At 68.9% G+C, this 16,136-nt stretch carries 19 protein-coding genes; 8 read left to right on the forward strand and 11 right to left on the reverse strand.

The annotated features are described in order from the left end of the window. The first annotated feature begins 146 nt into the window (after positions 1-146). From ACIA58_RS02800 to ACIA58_RS02810, 3 genes are all read left to right on the forward strand, one after another. Positions 147-653 carry a SigE family RNA polymerase sigma factor gene (locus tag ACIA58_RS02800; protein ID WP_396401865.1) on the forward strand — a complete coding sequence of 169 codons (507 nt, stop codon included), beginning with the start codon at positions 147-149 and terminating at the stop codon, positions 651-653. An 11-nt stretch (positions 654-664) separates the two neighbouring features. Next, entirely contained in the window at positions 665-1,711 is a 1,047-nt protein-coding gene (locus ACIA58_RS02805) for a hypothetical protein (protein ID WP_396401866.1), read from the forward strand. Positions 1,712-1,775: 64 nt separating this feature from the next. Continuing rightward, entirely contained in the window at positions 1,776-2,690 is a 915-nt protein-coding gene (locus ACIA58_RS02810; protein WP_396401867.1) for a hypothetical protein, read from the forward strand. 30 nt (positions 2,691-2,720) lie between these two features. Here the strand turns inward: ACIA58_RS02810 and ACIA58_RS02815 are convergent, their stop codons facing one another. From ACIA58_RS02815 to ACIA58_RS02845, 7 genes are all read right to left on the reverse strand, one after another. Next, positions 2,721-3,035, reverse strand: coding sequence for a hypothetical protein (locus ACIA58_RS02815; protein ID WP_396401868.1), 315 nt, complete (start codon positions 3,033-3,035; stop codon positions 2,721-2,723). Positions 3,036-3,060: 25 nt separating this feature from the next. Continuing rightward, positions 3,061-3,798 (reverse strand): ABC transporter permease, encoded by a 738-nt coding sequence (locus tag ACIA58_RS02820; RefSeq protein WP_396401869.1) that lies wholly within the window; start codon positions 3,796-3,798, stop codon positions 3,061-3,063. Next, the gene (locus ACIA58_RS02825) at positions 3,795-4,517 is read right to left on the reverse strand and encodes an ABC transporter ATP-binding protein (protein WP_396401870.1); all 723 of its coding nucleotides are present in this window, start codon (positions 4,515-4,517) and stop codon (positions 3,795-3,797) included. The genes ACIA58_RS02820 and ACIA58_RS02825 overlap by 4 nt, the downstream gene beginning before the upstream one ends. A gap of 205 nt (positions 4,518-4,722) precedes the next feature. Continuing rightward, positions 4,723-5,292 (reverse strand): HDIG domain-containing metalloprotein, encoded by a 570-nt coding sequence (locus tag ACIA58_RS02830; protein WP_396401871.1) that lies wholly within the window; start codon positions 5,290-5,292, stop codon positions 4,723-4,725. Continuing rightward, entirely contained in the window at positions 5,292-5,882 is a 591-nt protein-coding gene (locus tag ACIA58_RS02835; RefSeq protein WP_396401872.1) for a TetR family transcriptional regulator, read from the reverse strand. The genes ACIA58_RS02830 and ACIA58_RS02835 overlap by 1 nt, the downstream gene beginning before the upstream one ends. Continuing rightward, positions 5,879-6,733 (reverse strand): sugar phosphate isomerase/epimerase family protein, encoded by an 855-nt coding sequence (locus ACIA58_RS02840; protein ID WP_396401873.1) that lies wholly within the window; start codon positions 6,731-6,733, stop codon positions 5,879-5,881. Before ACIA58_RS02840 ends, ACIA58_RS02835 begins: the two co-directional genes overlap by 4 nt. A 4-nt stretch (positions 6,734-6,737) precedes the next feature. Beyond that, a complete protein-coding gene (locus ACIA58_RS02845; protein WP_396401874.1) occupies positions 6,738-7,670 on the reverse strand; it encodes a Ppx/GppA family phosphatase in 933 nt (310 codons plus the stop codon). 86 nt (positions 7,671-7,756) lie between these two features. Between ACIA58_RS02845 and ACIA58_RS02850 the strand changes: the two genes are divergently transcribed. Further along, positions 7,757-8,497, forward strand: coding sequence for a hypothetical protein (locus ACIA58_RS02850; RefSeq protein ID WP_396401875.1), 741 nt, complete (start codon positions 7,757-7,759; stop codon positions 8,495-8,497). Here ACIA58_RS02850 and ACIA58_RS02855 read toward each other — a convergent pair. Further along, on the reverse strand, positions 8,490-9,443 hold the full coding sequence (locus ACIA58_RS02855; RefSeq protein ID WP_396401876.1) for an NAD-dependent epimerase/dehydratase family protein: 954 nt from the start codon (positions 9,441-9,443) through the stop codon (positions 8,490-8,492). The genes ACIA58_RS02850 and ACIA58_RS02855 overlap by 8 nt on opposite strands. A 64-nt stretch (positions 9,444-9,507) precedes the next feature. Here ACIA58_RS02855 and ACIA58_RS02860 point away from each other — a divergent pair, with 64 nt between their 5' ends. Genes ACIA58_RS02860 through ACIA58_RS02870 form a run of 3 tightly spaced genes read left to right on the forward strand, consistent with a single transcriptional unit; the run spans position 9,508 to position 11,020 of the window. Further along, a complete protein-coding gene (locus tag ACIA58_RS02860) occupies positions 9,508-10,140 on the forward strand; it encodes a VOC family protein (protein WP_396401877.1) in 633 nt (210 codons plus the stop codon). A 57-nt stretch (positions 10,141-10,197) separates the two neighbouring features. Then, positions 10,198-10,554, forward strand: coding sequence for an ArsR/SmtB family transcription factor (locus ACIA58_RS02865; protein ID WP_396401878.1), 357 nt, complete (start codon positions 10,198-10,200; stop codon positions 10,552-10,554). After that, positions 10,535-11,020, forward strand: coding sequence for an SRPBCC domain-containing protein (locus ACIA58_RS02870; RefSeq protein ID WP_396401879.1), 486 nt, complete (start codon positions 10,535-10,537; stop codon positions 11,018-11,020). Before ACIA58_RS02865 ends, ACIA58_RS02870 begins: the two co-directional genes overlap by 20 nt. Before the next feature lie 17 nt (positions 11,021-11,037). On the opposite strand, the gene ACIA58_RS02875 is transcribed toward ACIA58_RS02870, so the two are convergent. Continuing rightward, the gene (locus ACIA58_RS02875; protein ID WP_396401880.1) at positions 11,038-12,426 is read right to left on the reverse strand and encodes a wax ester/triacylglycerol synthase family O-acyltransferase; all 1,389 of its coding nucleotides are present in this window, start codon (positions 12,424-12,426) and stop codon (positions 11,038-11,040) included. A 105-nt stretch (positions 12,427-12,531) separates the two neighbouring features. Further along, complete coding sequence (locus ACIA58_RS02880; protein ID WP_396401881.1) at positions 12,532-13,959, reverse strand: beta-N-acetylhexosaminidase; 1,428 nt, start codon at positions 13,957-13,959, stop codon at positions 12,532-12,534. An 85-nt stretch (positions 13,960-14,044) separates the two neighbouring features. Here ACIA58_RS02880 and ACIA58_RS02885 point away from each other — a divergent pair, with 85 nt between their 5' ends. Then, positions 14,045-15,244: an MFS transporter gene (locus tag ACIA58_RS02885; RefSeq protein ID WP_396401882.1), complete on the forward strand. Its 1,200-nt coding sequence runs from the start codon at positions 14,045-14,047 to the stop codon at positions 15,242-15,244. Here ACIA58_RS02885 and ACIA58_RS02890 read toward each other — a convergent pair. After that, positions 15,215-16,084 carry a GNAT family N-acetyltransferase gene (locus ACIA58_RS02890; protein ID WP_396403300.1) on the reverse strand — a complete coding sequence of 290 codons (870 nt, stop codon included), beginning with the start codon at positions 16,082-16,084 and terminating at the stop codon, positions 15,215-15,217. The two genes, ACIA58_RS02885 and ACIA58_RS02890, sit on opposite strands and share 30 nt — an antisense overlap. Between the last annotated feature and the right edge of the window lie 52 nt (positions 16,085-16,136).

Below are 16,136 nucleotides of genomic sequence, written 5' to 3' on the forward strand. Positions count from 1 at the left end.
GTCGCCATTCGGCGCCTGCCAGACCCTGTCAGTACCCCTCTCGCCAGTGCCTGTCACGGCGGCGGTGTTCGGGGTGGACCGGGTAAGGGTGCAACCTGGAGGCTCTGGGGTTCCGTCTTGAGGGGGAGATGGAGAGTGGAGGGCGGATGGCGGAGCGGGATCGGGAGTTTGTCGAGTTCGTGGAGGGGGCGGGTGCTTCCTTGCGGCGGACGGCGTTTCTGGTGGTGGGGGATCGGCATCGGGCTGATGACGTCGTTCAGGACGCGCTCTACAAGCTGTACCTTGCCTGGCCGAAGGTGCGGCGGGTGGGGAATCCGCTCGCTTACGCCCGCCGGATGGTGGTCAACGCCGCGCATGACGGCGGGCGGCGGCCGTGGCGGCGGGAAGTGGCGATCGCCCAGGTGCCGGATCGGGCCGGGCACGACGACTTCGCGGCCGGCCATGCCGACCGGGACGAAGTACTCGAGGCTCTGCGATCGCTCGGGCCGCGGCAGCGTGCCTGCGTGGTGCTGAGGTACTACGAGGACCTGTCCGTCGAGCAGACCGCGGAGATCCTCGGTTGTTCGACCGGCACTGTGAAAAGCCAAGCGGCACGTGGTCTCGACACTCTCCGACGAGCCATCGACCGGCGGCGGACAAGCCGGGCGCTGTGAAGGAGGACGAGATGGAAGACGTACAAGAGGTCAGCGCCGAACTCCACCGACTCGCTGAGTCGGAGTCGCTGGATCCCTTCGACACCACCCAGGTACTGCGACGTGGACAGCGCGGGCGTCGTCGCCGCAAGCTCCTCGGCGTGGGCGGGGCGGTCGCCGGTGTGGTCGCGATCGCGGTCGCGGCGACCGTGCTGCCCGGCCTGACCTCGGCGAACGACAAACCGCCGGTGGCGAACGAGCACACGCAGAACGCAGGGTTCAGCCCGGTGCCCGGTGTACCGAGCGGCGAGGCAGGAGCCGACCAGCGGATCACCAAGGCCGAGGCCACCCGCCGCTGCAGCCTGCAGAACCCGGGCGAGAAGCGACCGCTGGATGGCGCCACGGACGGGAAGGCCCGGTCCGGTCACCTGATGATGTACCAGGTCAAGACCGGCGAGAAGTACGCGCAGTGCACAGTGCCCGGCGGGGACAGACCCTCGGCTGCGCTGGTTGCGGCCGCGGCGAAGGATCCGGTGCCGGCGAGCATGGCGGACAAGCTCCGGAACTGCTCGGTGATCGCGTGGATCGACGTGACCGACTGGCGGGTCGTCGCATCGGATCAGTCGAAGGCGCTCCGGAAGGCAGCCTTGGTGGCGGTCTCCCCGTCCGGACACAAGGTGGTCGACTGCGAACTCTCCTCGGCCAAGGGACCGCTGACCGAGATGGAGCGGAGCGCGACGTTCACCACCCTGACCAATCTCAGCGGCAGCGACCCGGTGCTGGATCCGTCCGACAGGTCCGTCCGTGCGGACATGTATGCCGGGGGCGGTGGCGGCGGGGGTTGCGACAAGGGGATCTGCTCGACGTACGGAATGACCGGCTGGGGCCGGGTCAAGTCGACGGCCGCGACCACGGTCAAGCTCCGGATCGGGTCCGCCCCGGCGTACGAGGTCCCGGTCGGTCACGGCGGCTGGTTCACCTACACCTGGTTCACGAACTCGAAGTTCAAGATCAACGACCACCCGAAGGTCGCGGCGTACGACAAGAACGGAAAGGTCGTCAAAGTCTTCGAATCGTGATCAACCAAAGGGATCCGGGCGCGGTCTCACCCTTCGCACAACGATGAACTGCCGAGGGGGAGATATGAGGAGACTGCACACGATCCTGACGATGGTGGCGGCGGCGGCCGGGATGGTCGCCGCCGGCGCCACGACGGCGACCGCGAGCCCGGCCGCGACGTCCACGACAACCGCGGCCTGCGGGCTGAACCTCGGGTCGGTGACGGCCGCTGGCGACCAGACGTTCCAGCGGCTGACGACGACGCCGGCGGCCGGCGTGAAGAGCGTCGTACCGAATCTGTACGCCGACGGCGCGGTCCGGATGAGCGCGTCGTTCGTCAACGAACCGACCGCGACCGGCAGCTCCCGGTACGGGCGCGTCGTACTCGGGGATGCGATGTACCAGCACTGGATCGAGCTCGACAAGGCCGGCAAGGTGACGTCGTCGCAGCTGGCCCGGATCGGCGGCGGGTGGAGCACGTTCGTCGACCACGAGACGTCGACGTTCAATGACGACCCGACCCACCCACGGACCTACGAGTACGCGCTGCGGTCGGACGGCACGCTGTTCCGGTGGGTCGTCGGCGACACCGGCGCCTGGAAGGCGTACGGCTCGGCACCGGGCTTCGCGTCGGTCAAGTCGATGACGCTGATCAGCAAGGCCGCGGCGTACGACACGTTCCTCGCGAACACCCGCGGCGGCGCGTTGTACACCATCCACATCCCGGTGAACACCGCGATGAAGCCGGTCGTCACCAAGGTGCGCGCCGCGACCTGGCAGGGTTTCGAGACGCTCGTCGCCGGCCAGTGCGGCAACTACGGAACCGTTGTCGCCGGCATCGACAAGGACACCAAGTCGGCGTACGTCTACACCTTCGGCCACGCGAACGGCGCGAAGACGTCGATCACCGGCCACGGCAAGGTGACCGGAACCTTCGCCGACCCGGCCTACTTCCGCTTCGCCCCACCGGTGAAGTCGGACTGGCTGTTCGGCGAGTGACCTGGGACGTGCCGCGAAGCGCTCGCGGGGTCAGACAGGATCGGTGAAGGAGACCGGCTTGCCGGTGGCATGGGCGTACGCGATCTCCCGGGTCGTGGACTCGCCGATATACCCGCCGGGGTTGACGACCAGAACCCGGTCGGCCAGGTCGATCTTTCGCAGGTGGAGTGTGCCGAGCGCGATCTTCTGCTCGTCGGTGATCTTCTCGCGATCCCCGGGGCGGCTGAAGACGCCTGGCGCGACGACGATGGCACCCGCGACGGTCAGGTCGCGGTTCGCCGCGAGCATCTCGTCCCTGAACCGGGCAGAGCCGCAGATGCACACAATCTCAGGACGATCAGGCACGGCTCGGTCATTCCTTCCGTTCACTTCAGGCGGTACGGCGCTTGAGGGTGGCGGCGCCGAGGCCGAGGGCCGCGAGGACGAACGCGACCACGACCAGCGCGTCGCCACCGGCGCCACTGGCGAGACCGTTGCCTTTAGCAACGCCGATGACGGCATCGACCGCGTAGGACAACGGTAGTACGTCGCTGACCGCGCGCAGCACCGTGGGCAACTCCTCGCGCGGGACGAGCAGTCCGCACAACAGGATCTGCGGGATCATCACGGCCGGCATCATCTGGACGGCCTGGAACTCGGTCGACGCGAAGGCACTCGCGAACAGGCCCAGCGCCGCACCGAGGACGCCGTCAAGGACCGCGACCACGCCGAGCTGCCAGGCGTCGCCCTGGATGTTCAGATCCAGGAGATACAAGGCGATCGAGACCACGACGAGCGCTTGTACGACGGCGATCAGCGCGAACGCGAGCGCGTACCCGAGCAGGAAGTCGAGCTTGGCCATCGGCATCGTGAACAGCCGTGAGAGCGTGCCGCTCGACCGCTCCCGCAGCGTCGCGACCGACGTGACGACGAACATGATGATCGCCGGGAAGACCGCCAGCAACGGTCCCCCGATCCGGTCGAACGTCCCGGGCGAGTCGTGGAACATCCACCACATCAAGCTGACCAGCAAGGCCGGCAGCACGATCAGCATCGCCACCGTCCGGTGGTCCCGCCGCAGCTGGGCCACCACCCGGGCCGCAACCGCGAACGTCACCCGCGGAGTCATCGCGCACCAGCCTTCCGGTCGATCAGGGTGAGGAACGCCTGCTCGATGTCCGCCGTACCGGCAGCGGCGAGCAGGTCGTCGGGGGTGTCGTCGGCCAGCAGCTCGCCGTCGCGCATCAGCAGGAGCCGGTCGCAGCGCGAGGCCTCGTCCATCACGTGACTCGAGACCAGCAGCGTCGCGCCGTCGTCGGCGAGCTTGTGGAACAGCTCCCAGAGGTCGCGGCGCAGCACGGGATCGAGGCCGACCGTCGGCTCGTCCAGCACCAGCAGCTCGGGGCTGCCGAGGAGCGCGGCCGCCAAGGAGGCGCGGGACCGCTGGCCGCCGGAGAGCCGGTCGACGCGGGCATCGGCGTGGCTCGTCAGGTCGACGGCTTCGACCACCCGCTCCACGTCGGAGGACGATACCCCGAGGACCGCGGCGAAGAAGCGGAGGTTCTCCGTGACGGTCAGATCGCCGTACACACTGGGCTCCTGGGTCACATACCCGATCCGGCCGCGCAGCTTCGGCGCGCCAGCCGGCAGCCCGAGCACGGACACGTCACCGGTGACCCGCGCCTGCAGACCGACGATCGCGCGGATCAGCGTCGTCTTGCCACAGCCGGACGGCCCGAGCAGTCCGGTCACCGTGCCGGCCCGCAGGTCGAACCCGACCCCGTGCAGCACCTCCCGGTCGCCGCGGACGACGACAACGTCACGGCAGCTCACCGCGTTTTTCATCATATGATGAATTTAGCGCGCACGCCGATCCGTGGCAACAGCCGGCTCTTGTGACTCGTGTGTGGGCGGCTTGATCGTGCGGTGCCCGCCGTACGCCGGGTGCGGCTACCAGCGCGGGGTTGTGGTCTGTGGAGACCCGCTGTGGCGACCGGGGACCTGCAATAGCAGGTCTCCGGTTACCGGTGCGGGTCTCACGTTGCACCAGTAGTCAGATGACGGCGTACCCGGTGGCGGCGCTCAACGGGCCAAGCCGCGGATCGCCGTACCGCTCCCGCAGCGCGCCGAACCTCAGCACCTTGTCCGGACCGAACCGCGCGACCTCCGCGGCGTACGTGTCCCCGGTCAGGAACACCGGCGGCGTGCGCTTGCTGTGGAACTTGTCCGCGTACAGGACCAGCTCCTCCTCCGCCGTCCGCGGCAGGTAGTCGTAGACCGGGATCGGCAACGCCTGGCGCAGCACGTCGTCCCGGGTGATTCCGACCCCGGTGTGGCAGGAGGCGAACCGGCAGATCTCCACCGGGAAACCGATAGACGCCAGCAACTCGTGCCCGAGCACACCGTGCCGCACGTACGCGGACGACTCGAGCCGATAGACGCCGATGTCGTGCAGTAGCGCACCTGCCCGCACCAGGTCGGTGTCCACATCGAGCCCGGCGAAGAACTGCTCGGTGAGCGAACAGACCAGCCGGCAGTGCTCGAAGACGATCTCGAACGCCTCCCGGGTCGGTGCGTACGCCCGATGCAGCGCGCGGATCTCCCCGTCCGTGGGGATCTGCATCAGCCGGTCAGGTGCAGCTGGAGGACGGGCGCCACCCGATCGATCAGCGTCTCGACGTCGATGGACGCGACCGGCTCGAGCCCGACCAGGTAGCGGACGATCGCGACCCCGACCAGCTGGGTGGCGACCATGCCGACCCGCAGCTGCGCGTCCGGCACGTCGAGCATCTGCGATACCGGCTGGATGATCATCTGGCTGATGCCTTCCCGCATCATCCGGGCCACCTCGTCGCTGCTGACCACGCTGCGGAACAGCGCCTTCATCCGCTGCTGGCCCTCCGGCGACTCCCAGACCCCGAGGAACGCCGTCGCGATCCGCCGGCCGATCTCCGCGCGCGGACCACCGATGATGGTCGCGGCGATCTGGCGAGGGTCGACCGGGATCGCCATCGTCTCGATGAACAGCTCTTCCTTGCTGTCGAAGTAGTGGTGCACGAGCGCCGCGTCGACGCCGGCCTGCCGGGCGACGGCACGGAGCGAGGTGGCCGCGAATCCCTTGTCCGCAAAGGATTCCCGGGCCGCCTGCAGGATCTCTCCCCGGGTGTCCGGTCCGCCGGGGCGGCGTCCCGGCGTACGTCGGGAAGCTGTCACGGAGTCAGCTCCGAGATCTCACCTTCCGGGGTGACCGCGAACGATGTACGGCGGGACGTGGACCGGACGAAGTGCTTGCGGGTGAAGTCCAGCGACTCGACGAGGTCGACCTCGCGCTCGGAGCGACTGGTCGCGCGGCGGGTGTTGATCTCGATGATGATGTGGCCGCGGAAGTCCTGGTTCGCCAGGGCGCCCAGCAGGTCGGCGGCGCGCTGTGTCCCGCGGCCCGGCACCAGGTGCTCGTCCTTGGCCGAGCCCGTCCCGTCGGTCAGGTGGACGTGGGTGAGGCTGTTGCCCATCGTCGCGGCGAGCTCGACGCAGTCCTGCTCGGCCGTCGAGGCGTGCGACAGGTCGAGGGTGGTGTGCGCGTACTCCTGCTCGGTCGGGTCCCAGCTCGGCGCGTACGCCTGCAGGTCCCTGCCGGGCGCGCGCCACGGGTACATGTTCTCGACCGCGAGCGTCACGCCCGTCTCGGCCTCGAGCCGCGCGATCCCCTCGACGAACCCGCGCGCGTAGTCCCGCTGCCAGCGGAACGGAGGGTGTACGACGACCACGTCCGCACCGAGCTCCTTCGCGGCCTCGGCGCTGCGCTCGAGCTTGCTCCACGGGTCGGTCCCCCAGACCCGCTGCATGATCAGCAGCGTCGGCGCGTGCAGTGCGAGCACGGGGAGCTGGTGGTAGTCGACGAGTCGCTGGATCGCGTCGATCTGCGTGCTCAGCGGATCGATCCCGATCATCACCTCGACGCCGTCGTACCCGAGCCGGGCGGCGAGCTCGAAGCCGCTCGCGGTCGACTCGGGGTAGACCGAGGCGGTGGACAGACCGATCTTCGCGGTTGTGCGGGAATTCATCGGTTCACCGGGGTTGCAGCTGGTCGAGCCGGGACAAGATGACGCCCTCGCGGAGTGCCCACGGGCAGACCTCGAGCGCGGGCAGGTCGAACAGGTCCATCACGGCGTCAGCGACCAGCGCGCCGGCGACCAACTGCGAGGACCGTCCGGCCGATACGCCGGGCAGCTCCGCCCGCTCGGCGGCCGTCATCTTGGTCAGCTTCGGGATCCAGTCGTTCAGGTCGTCGCGGTTCAGTGTGCGCGGGACGTACGGTCCGTCGGCCGACGGGGCCGCTCCGGAGATCCGGGCCAGCGACCGGAACGTCTTGCTGGTGGCCACGGAGCGCTGCGGCTTACCGGCCCGCAGGACCGGACCTGCGACCGCCGCCATCTCCAGCCGGATCCGCCGCCGCAGCGCGCGGACCTGGTCCTTGTCCGGCGGGTCCGCGATCAGGTCCTCGCGGGTCAACCGGCCGGCGCCGAGCTGCACCGAGACCGCCACGGTCGGCTGCTCGTCGGACCCGGCCGCGATCTCCAGCGATCCGCCGCCGATGTCGAACACCGCCAGGCGGCCGGACGACCAGCCGAACCATCGCCGTACGGCGAGGAACGTCAGCCGGGCCTCGTCCTCGCCGCTGAGCACGTCGAGGTCCACGCCGGTCTCCGAGCGGACCCGGTCCAGCACCTTCTCGCCGTTCGGCGCCTCGCGCAGCGCGGACGTGGCGAACGCGAGCACCGACTCGCAGCCCTTGTCCTCGGCCAGCTCGACGGCTTCCTTGGTGAAAGCGATCAACCCGTCGGCCCCGGACTGGTCGATCTTCCCGTCCTTGTCGAGGTGCTCGGCCAGCCGCAGCTCGGTCTTGTGCGAGTACGCCGGCAGCGGGGCGGCACCGCGATGTGCGTCCACCACGAGCAGGTGGACGGTGTTTGATCCCACGTCGAGTACGCCGAGCCGCATCCCCCCACGCTACTGGACTACTGGAGTAACGGCGGGTCGGGAGTCGGGGTTCACGCTTGGGACGTGAAGGCGCGTACGCTTTCTGAGTGCCTGAGGTTTCTCTCGATTTCCCCCGTGCCTGGGTCGAGTTCATCGACCCCGACGACCCCGACCAGGTCTTCCGTTGCGACCTGACCTGGCTGACGTCCAACTGGTCCTGCATCTTCGGCGGTGGCTGCCAGGGGATCTACAAGGGCCGTCCCAACGACGGCTGCTGCACCCTGGGCGCGCACTTCTCCGACGCCGACGACGAGAAGCGGGTGAAGAGGTACGTCAAGGAGCTCGGCAAGGAGGACTGGCAGTTCCGTAAGGAAGGCCGGGCCAACGGGTGGGTCGAGACCGACGACGAGGGCGAGCGCAAGACCCGGGTCTGGGACGGCGCATGCATCTTCCTGAACCGTCCGGGCTTCCCCGGCGGCGCGGGCTGTGCGCTGCACGGGCTGGCGCTGAAGCGTGACATCCATTTCGTCGAGACCAAGCCGGACGTCTGCTGGCAGCTGCCGATCCGGCGGACCTTCCGCGAGGTCGAGCGCCCCGACGGCACGACGTACACCGAGGTCGGCATCGGCGAGTACGACCGTCGCGGCTGGGGCCCTGGCGGCCACGACCTCGACTGGTACTGCACCGGCAACACCGAGGCGCACATCGGCGTCGAGGCGGTCTTCGAGTCGAGCAAGGTCGAGCTGCAGACACTGATGGGCCACAAGGCGTACGACGTACTCGCCGGCATGTGCCGCCAGCACCTGGAGGCGGCGCGGCCGTTGCTGCCGCACCCAGCCTCTAAGTAGTGATCTTGCCGTTGTCGACGAGCCATCCGATCGCGTCCAGGGCGGCCTCGACCGCGGAGTAGCGCGGCCGGAAGCCGAGCAGGCGCGCCGCCTTGTCCATCGAGCAGTTCGGGCTGTGCTCGATGTGGTCTCGCGTGGCCCCGGCGTCCTGGTCGGAGACGGTCCGGCGCCACTCGTCCCAGGACGCGAACGTCAGCCGCGCCTCCTGACCGAACCAGCCGGCCACGGTCTCGGCGTACCCGCGTAGAGTCACCGCGTCGCTTGCGACCGCGTGGAAGCTCTCGCCGAGCGCGGTGGAGCGGTTCGCGATCGCGGCCAGGAAGACGCCCGCCACGTCGGCGGCGTGGACCGGGTTGAGCGTCTCCAGGCCGAAGTTCGGCAGCAGCACATCGGAGCCTTGGGCAAGCTTGTCGAAGACGCCGAGATCGAAGTTGCCGGCCGGATTGACCGGCGTCCACCCGGGGCCGCAGATATGACCGGGGTGGACGATCGTGACCGGAAGTCCGTCGCGGCGCGCCTTCCCGAGCAGGTAGGCCTCGATCGCCGCCTTCTGTACGCCGTAGTCGCCGAACGGCCTGCGCGGGGCGTCCTCGCGGGTCGGGACGATCACGCTCGGGCCGTGGACCCAGATCGTGCCGCAGTGCAGGAGGTGCTGGATCCGCCCCTGCACCGCGTCGGCGAGCTGCCGCGCGCTGTCCTCGGTGAAGCAGATGAGGTCGATCACCACGTCCGGACTCAGCTCGGCGACCCGCTGCCCGAACGTCCCGGCAGCGTCGTCCGCCGCGCGGTCCACCTGGATCAGCTCGACCCGCCGCCAGGCTCCGTCCGACTGGTACGGCGTACGTTCGCCGCGACTGAGCACCGTGACCTGATGGCCCAGGCGGACGAGCGCCGGGACCAGGTAGGTGCCGATATGACCGGTGCCTCCGATGACGACCGTATGCATGCTGTAGAGCCTAACGACACACCCGGAGCCGCAACTGTCGGTGGGTGAGGACAGAATGTCTGGCATGCGTCTGGATCATCTGTCGTACGCGTGCGGGCCCGAGGGGTGCCGCGCGACCGTCGAGCGGTTGTCCACGCTGCTCGGAGCCGAGTTCGTCGACGGTGGTGTGCACCCGCGCTTCGGCACGGTGAACCACATCCTCCCGTTGGAGAACGACCGCTACATCGAGGTGGTCGACGTGCTCGACCACCCGGCCTCCGACAAGGCCCCGTTCGGTCAGGCGGTGCGCGCCCGCAAGGAGCTGGGCGGCGGCTGGCTGGGCTGGGTGGTGGCCGTCCGCGACATGGAGCGGATGGAGAAGCGCCTCGGCCGGCAGGCGGTGCCCGGCAACAGGCACCGGCCCGACGGGGTGAACCTGACCTGGCGGCAGATCGGCGTGAAGGGCCTGATCGCGGATCCGCAGCTGCCGTTCTTCATCCACTGGGACGATCTGGACGAGCACCCCTCGGTCGGCGGCAAGGGCATCAAGCTGACCGCGCTCGAGATCGCCGGCGACCCGGTTCGCGTCACCGACTGGATCGGTCACCCGGCCGACCACCTGCTGAACGACCTCGACGTCGCCTGGGTCGGGCCGAACGGTCAGCCCGGTCTCAACGCGGCCGTGTTCGACACTCCGAGCGGCGTCGTCCGCCTTTAGCTCTTCGCCCCCGGTTGCTCTTGACCGGGGGTTTTCTTCGGCCTAATGTACAACCAAATGGTTGTAGATGAGGTTCTGGCAGATCGGTTGCTGCACGCGTTGGCGGATTCGACGCGGCGCGACATCGTGCGGCGGTGCCTGGGCGAGGCGGCGTCGGTGTCCCGGTTGGCCGACGTGTATCCGATGAGCTTCGCCGCGGTGCAGAAGCACGTCGCCGTCCTGGAGCGGGCCGGCCTGGTGAGCAAGGAACGACGCGGAAGGGAGCAGCTCGTGCGTAGTGAGATCGACGCCGTACGGCAGGCCCGGGAGGCGCTGGACCAGCTCGAGGCGACCTGGCGCGGACGGATCGAGCGCATGTCCGACCTACTGGCCGAAGACGAAGGAGATGGAAGACATGGGCGTGACCAGAGTTGACAAGGATTTCGAGGCGTTGACCCTGACCCTGGTGGCGGACTTCGAGGCGTCCACCGACCGGGTCTGGGAGCTGTGGGCGGACCCGCGCAGGCTCGAGCAGTGGTGGGGGCCGCCGACGCATCCGGCGAGGATGGTCGATCACGACCTGACGCCGGGCGGCCGGGTGTTCTACTACATGACCGGCCCGGACGGCGAGAAGTTCCACGGGCTGTGGCAGTTCATCGCTGTGGATCCGCCGAAGTCGCTCGAGTTCGTCGACTCGTTCGCGAATTCCGACGGGGACATCGACGACGCGCTCCCGCCGTACACCGCGCATCTGGAGCTGACGGAGCACGGCGGTGGCACGCGGATGGAGTTGCGCGCCTCGTTCGACACCCGCGAACAGATGGATCAGCTGCTCGGCATCCAGATGGACGTGGGCATGCAGCAGGCCATGTCGCAGATCGACGCCCTGCTCGCCGGCTAGTTGTGATGTCCAGGCAGCTAGTGGATGTTCTCGAGGTCGGCGAGTGAGGTCTCGAGGTGTCCGAGCATGCGCTGCAGGTGCGGGACGGTCCGGCGGTCGCCGATCAGGCCGAAGTGGAGCTGGTGGTCGTAGCTGGTGACGCTGATGTTCAGCGCCTGGCCGTTGAGCACGATGCTCGCCGGGTACATCCCGAGCAGCCGCGAGCGGTTCCAGTACAGCGGGCTCTCGCTCGGGCCCGGGACGTTCGAGATGACCACGTTGTACGGCGGCGTCGTACGGCCTGCCACGCCGGGAAGGACCGCGGCCGGGCCGGCGACGCCGAAGCCGAGCGCGCCGACGATCAGGTTCTGCAACGGGCTGAGCTCGGACAGGACCCCCTTGCCGTGGGTGGTCGAGGACATGATCCGGCGGATCCGGCGCTCGGGATCGGGCAGGTCGGTGGCAAGGTCGGCGATCAAGGTGGCGAGCGAGTTGCCACCGCCGGGCGCGCCATCGCGATCCCGCAGGGAAACCGGGACCATGGCCGTCAACGCCCTGTCCGGCAGGGCGTCCAGCTCGAGCAAATAGTTGCGCAAGGCCCCTGAACACATCGCCAGCAGTACGTCGTTCAGCGTCGCACCGGTGATCGCCCGGACCTTGTCCAGCCGCTCGATCGGCCACGACTGCGCCGCGAACCGCCGGGCCCCGGTCACCGGCTGGTTGAAGATCGTCTTCGGCGCCTGGAACGGCATCGTCGACCGCACCAGCCCCTTCAGCCCGGCGAGCGGAAGACCGGCCAGGTCGGCGAACGTCCTCACCGCGCCGACCGGCATCCGCGCAACGGTCGGCAGCCAGCCGGCGCCCGACTCCGCCGGCTCGTGGGACTGCGGCAGCGCGTAGGTGGGCGGCATGCCGGTGCGAGTGGCGTCGGTGGTGAGGGTGTCCTGCATCCAGCGCAGCGCGGTGACGCCGTCGATCATCGAGTGGTGGATCTTGCTGTAGAGCGCGAAGCGACGGCCCTCGACGCCTTCGATCAGGTGCATCTCCCACAGCGGGCGGTGCCGGTCCAGCAGCGTTCCGTGCAGGCGGCTGGTGAGCTCGAACAGTTCGCGGTACCGGCCGGGACGCGGCAGCGCGGACAGCCGGACGTGGTACTCGAGGTCGATGTCCGGCTCTCGCTCCCAGGACCAGTAGCCGATGTCCTGCGCGCGGTTCCGCACCCGCCGTTCGAACAAGGGATTGACCGACGGCGCGGCGACCATCTCCTGGTACAGCCGGGAGACGAAGTCGCGGGAACTCTCCGGGAACACGTTGTCCCGGCCGGCGCCCTCCGGAAGCTCGAACAACATCAGCCCACCGACATGCATCGGCTGCTCCCGGGTCTCGCCGCCAAGGAACATCGCATCCAGCGGGCCTACCACGGTCATGGTCCCTCCGCTCCCGACCCGACCCCTCTGACGGTTCATCGTTCGTCAGAGGGAGGCGGGTCGTCTACCCCTGCTCACAGGGATAACGGAGATTTTGTTATCCGCTCAGCTGTCGAGTGGGCGGTAGTTCACGCCGATCTTCTCGATCCGGGTCAGGTGCGGGCGGAGCCGGCCGAGGAACTCGTCGTACGAGACCTTCGGCGAACCCCACGCGCGCTCGGCGAACGCGGACAGCCGCGGCAGCAGCATGTAACCGACCTGCTGCGGATCGGGCATGTACTCGGTCCAGACCTGGCACTGGGTGCCGACGATCAGCGCCTTCTCCTCGTCGGTCAAGGCCTGCGGCACGACCTCGAAGTCGTACACCTTCTCCAGCGGGATGAAGTTGCCGATGGCCAGCGGCTCGGTCGCCGGGTCGCCCTGGTAGTAGTCGAAGTACACCGACTCGCACGGCGCCATCACGACCTCGTGGCCGGCCTTCGCCGCGACCTCGCCGCGCTGCGCGCTCCGCCACGCCATGATGACCGCGTCCTTCGGGCAGTCGGTCTCGACCATCTCGTCCCAGCCGACCAGCCGCCGCCCCTCCTCGGCGAGGACCTCGGCGACCTGCGCGGTGAACCAGCCCTGCAACTGCCCGGGCTCGTCCAGCCCCAGCTCGGCCTGCCGCTTCTGCGCCACCTCCGACTCGGCCCACTGCACCGAGGGGCACTCGTCGCCACCGAGGTGGATGTACGGGCTCGGGAAGATGTCCAGCACCTCCCGCAGCACGGTCCTCACGAACTCGACCGTCGCGTCGTTGACGTTCAGCACGTCCTCGCTGATGCCCCAGTACTGCCGGACCGTCAGCTGCTGGTCCGGGTGGTTCCCCAGCTCCGGGTACGCCGTGATCGCGGCCTGCATGTGCCCGGGCAGGTCGATCTCCGGCACCACGGTGATCCCGCGCTCGGCGGCGTACGCGACGATCTCGCGCAGGTCGCCCTTGGTGTAGAACCCGCCGTGCCGCGTCCCGTCGTACTCGAACTCCTGCTGGCCGCGCGACATCTTGCCGACCATCGTCTCGGCCCGCCAGGCGCCGATCTCGGTGAGCTTCGGGTACGCCTCGATCTCGACCCGCCAGCCCTGGTCGTCGGTGAGGTGGAAGTGCAGCACGTTCAGCCGGTGCAGGGCGAGGACGTCGATGATCTTGAGGACGAACTCCTTCGGCATGAAGTGCCGGGCGACGTCGAGCATCATCCCGCGCCAGGCGAACCGCGGCGCGTCGGCGATCCGGGCCAGCGGTACGGCGACCTGGCCGTCCTCGGCCGGCTCGGCGGCCTCGACCAGCTGGCCGTACGTCGTCTCCGCGTGCCGGAGCGCATCCTCGGAACCGGCGGTCAGCCGGGCCCCGTCGGCGCTGATGTCGATGCGGTACTCGTTCGCGTCGAGGTTGCCGACCACGTCCCGGTCGGCGTCGCCGACCGGATCGGCGGTGATCCACCGGCCCTCGTCGACGGTGAGTTCTCGCGGGGCAGGGACGATCGCGATGTCGGACATCCGGACTCCAAGGAGGCGCGCGTCGATTTATGTCAGGACGATCCTATAAGCAGCTTCTATGTCAGGTTCATGAGAGGGTTTGCTCGTGACCAGCGAGCGACAGCGGACGACATTGCGCGTGCTGGTCGCCAGCAACGCACTGGGTGGAGTAGCGACGGCCAGTGGGTTCGCGGTCGCTGCTCTGCTCGCGGAAAACGTCTCCGGCTCGACGTCGCTGGCCGGCCTGGTAGCCACCTCCACCACGCTGGGCGCCGCCGCCCTCGCCGTACCTCTGGCAGGTCTGGCTCGCTCCCATGGCCGACGGGTCTCGCTGAGCCTCGGCTATCTGATCGCATTCGTCGGCGCCCTGCTCACGATCCTCGCTGCGCAGATCGGGTCGCTGGCCCTGCTCCTGGCCGCCGGCTGCCTCTTCGGCAGCGGCTCCGCATCCAACCTGCAGTCGAGGTACGCCGCCACCGACGCGGCCGAGCCCAGCCGCATCGCCCGTTCACTCGGACTGGTTGTCTGGGCCACCACGATCGGCGTGATCGTCGGCCCGAACCTGACCGGCGTCGGCGGATCGATCGGATCGTCACTCGGCATCCTCGCCCTGGCCGGGCCGTACGTCTTCTCGGTCGTGGCATTCGGACTGAGTGCGGCCACTGTCTGGGTCGGTATGCGAAGCCAAGCGAGACCCACGAGGGTGGAGCGCCAGCCTCTGGCCGTGACGTTCCGGCAGGTGATCGCCATCCCGAATGCCCGGGTGGGGTTGCTGGCCATCGCCACTGCGCACGCGGTGATGGTCGGGGTCATGTCGATGACGTCAGTACACCTGCGGCACCACGGCGCGTCCCTGACCATCGTCGGCTTCGTCATCAGCGGACATGTCGCCGGCATGTACGCCCTGTCCCCGGTGACCGGCTGGCTGGCCGACCGGCTCGGCCGCATCCCCACGATCGGCATCGGCCTCGGCATCCTCGCGGTGGCGATGACACTGGCAGCTGTGGCACCTGACGACGCGCATGCGTTGACCGGGCTCGCCCTGTTCACGCTGGGCCTCGGTTGGTCGGCCTGCCTGGTCGCCGGCTCGACCCTGCTGTCCCGGTCTGTCCCAGAAGGCATCCGAACCTCCGCGCAGGGTCTGTCCGACCTCACGATGGGCATCCTGGCTTCCCTTTCGGGCACAGCTGCCGGCCCGGTGCTCGCCTATCTCGGCTTCCACTGGCTGGCGATCTTCTGCGGCCTTCTTCTCATCCCGGCCGCTCTGCTTGCCGCACTAACCAAGCAGGAGATGCAGCGTGCGTGACCCCGGCCGGAACCCGATGCTCTGGTAGAGCGCCCGCGCCTGCGGGTACCCGTCGTCACCACGCGGACAGACCACGGCCTTGGTCCCACCTGATTCCCGCAAGGCGTGAAGTGCGGCCAAGTTGACCGCCGCCCCGAGTCCACGCCGCCGGTACGCCGGGGCGCATCCGACGGGCTCCACCAACCCGACCTGGTGCTGCTCGTCCAGCCAGATCAGCGCCGACGCGACGAACTCCCCGGCCTCGTTCTCCACCACCCAGTCCAGCTCGGGTCGGTAGGGCCAGGTCGACATCACCTCGGCCATGTCGTCGTCGCTCACCTTTGACGGTCCCAAGTCGGACCACGCCGCCCGGTGCGCAGCACCCCGCTTCGACACCTCGTCCTGCCGCACGTGCCGCAGCGTCAGCCCTTCTGGCACGACGGGTTCGGCCAGCGCGTCCAACGAGATCCAGTGGTGGGTGAAGTACGGCGCGTCGACGTCATGCTGGAAGCCGGCCGACTCCAGGGCGGTCAGCAGGTGCTTCTCGGTCTCCAGTACGCCGGCGGCCAGCTTCGGCCCGTCCGCGGTCGAGCGGAACCACTCGACGACCGTGGCGGCCAACTCGGGGCGGTCCGGGTCGACAGTCATCAGAAGGTGACCGGGCTGCTCGAGCCATCCCCAGGCCACGACGCGGTCGGTGTCGCGCCAGACCGCCGTACGCCAATTGCCGGCCGACCGGCGGGCGTTCACGCTGCGCTCCCAGGCGACATCCCCGAGGTGCAAACGCGACGCCGGGCTCCAGGTTCGCTGGACGAGTTCCTGCATGTCACTGAGGCCGTCGCGGCCGGCGTACGCGGTCATCTGCACGGAGCGCAGCTTCGCAGGGCCAGGAGGGCGGCTCAACTGCATTAGG

It is taken from the genome of Kribbella sp. NPDC051586 (genome assembly GCF_044453965.1).
GTDB lineage: Bacteria > Actinomycetota > Actinomycetes > Propionibacteriales > Kribbellaceae > Kribbella.

Bases quoted from the DNA above. Each gene is read 5' to 3' on its own strand.
- ACIA58_RS02865 (WP_396401878.1), top strand. From the start codon at position 10,198: ATGGTTGTAGATGAGGTTCTGGCAGATCGGTTGCTGCACGCGTTGGCG.
- ACIA58_RS02840 (WP_396401873.1), bottom strand. From the start codon at position 6,733: ATGAATTCCCGCACAACCGCGAAGATCGGTCTGTCCACCGCCTCGGTC.
- ACIA58_RS02800 (WP_396401865.1), top strand. From the start codon at position 147: ATGGCGGAGCGGGATCGGGAGTTTGTCGAGTTCGTGGAGGGGGCGGGT.
- ACIA58_RS02845 (WP_396401874.1), bottom strand. From the start codon at position 7,670: ATGCGGCTCGGCGTACTCGACGTGGGATCAAACACCGTCCACCTGCTC.
- ACIA58_RS02890 (WP_396403300.1), bottom strand. From the start codon at position 16,084: ATGACCGCGTACGCCGGCCGCGACGGCCTCAGTGACATGCAGGAACTC.
- ACIA58_RS02825 (WP_396401870.1), bottom strand. From the start codon at position 4,517: ATGATGAAAAACGCGGTGAGCTGCCGTGACGTTGTCGTCGTCCGCGGC.
- ACIA58_RS02830 (WP_396401871.1), bottom strand. From the start codon at position 5,292: ATGCAGATCCCCACGGACGGGGAGATCCGCGCGCTGCATCGGGCGTAC.
- ACIA58_RS02870 (WP_396401879.1), top strand. From the start codon at position 10,535: ATGGGCGTGACCAGAGTTGACAAGGATTTCGAGGCGTTGACCCTGACC.
- ACIA58_RS02810 (WP_396401867.1), top strand. From the start codon at position 1,776: ATGAGGAGACTGCACACGATCCTGACGATGGTGGCGGCGGCGGCCGGG.
- ACIA58_RS02805 (WP_396401866.1), top strand. From the start codon at position 665: ATGGAAGACGTACAAGAGGTCAGCGCCGAACTCCACCGACTCGCTGAG.
- ACIA58_RS02820 (WP_396401869.1), bottom strand. From the start codon at position 3,798: ATGACTCCGCGGGTGACGTTCGCGGTTGCGGCCCGGGTGGTGGCCCAG.
- ACIA58_RS02880 (WP_396401881.1), bottom strand. From the start codon at position 13,959: ATGTCCGACATCGCGATCGTCCCTGCCCCGCGAGAACTCACCGTCGAC.
- ACIA58_RS02860 (WP_396401877.1), top strand. From the start codon at position 9,508: ATGCGTCTGGATCATCTGTCGTACGCGTGCGGGCCCGAGGGGTGCCGC.
- ACIA58_RS02875 (WP_396401880.1), bottom strand. From the start codon at position 12,426: ATGACCGTGGTAGGCCCGCTGGATGCGATGTTCCTTGGCGGCGAGACC.
- ACIA58_RS02855 (WP_396401876.1), bottom strand. From the start codon at position 9,443: ATGCATACGGTCGTCATCGGAGGCACCGGTCATATCGGCACCTACCTG.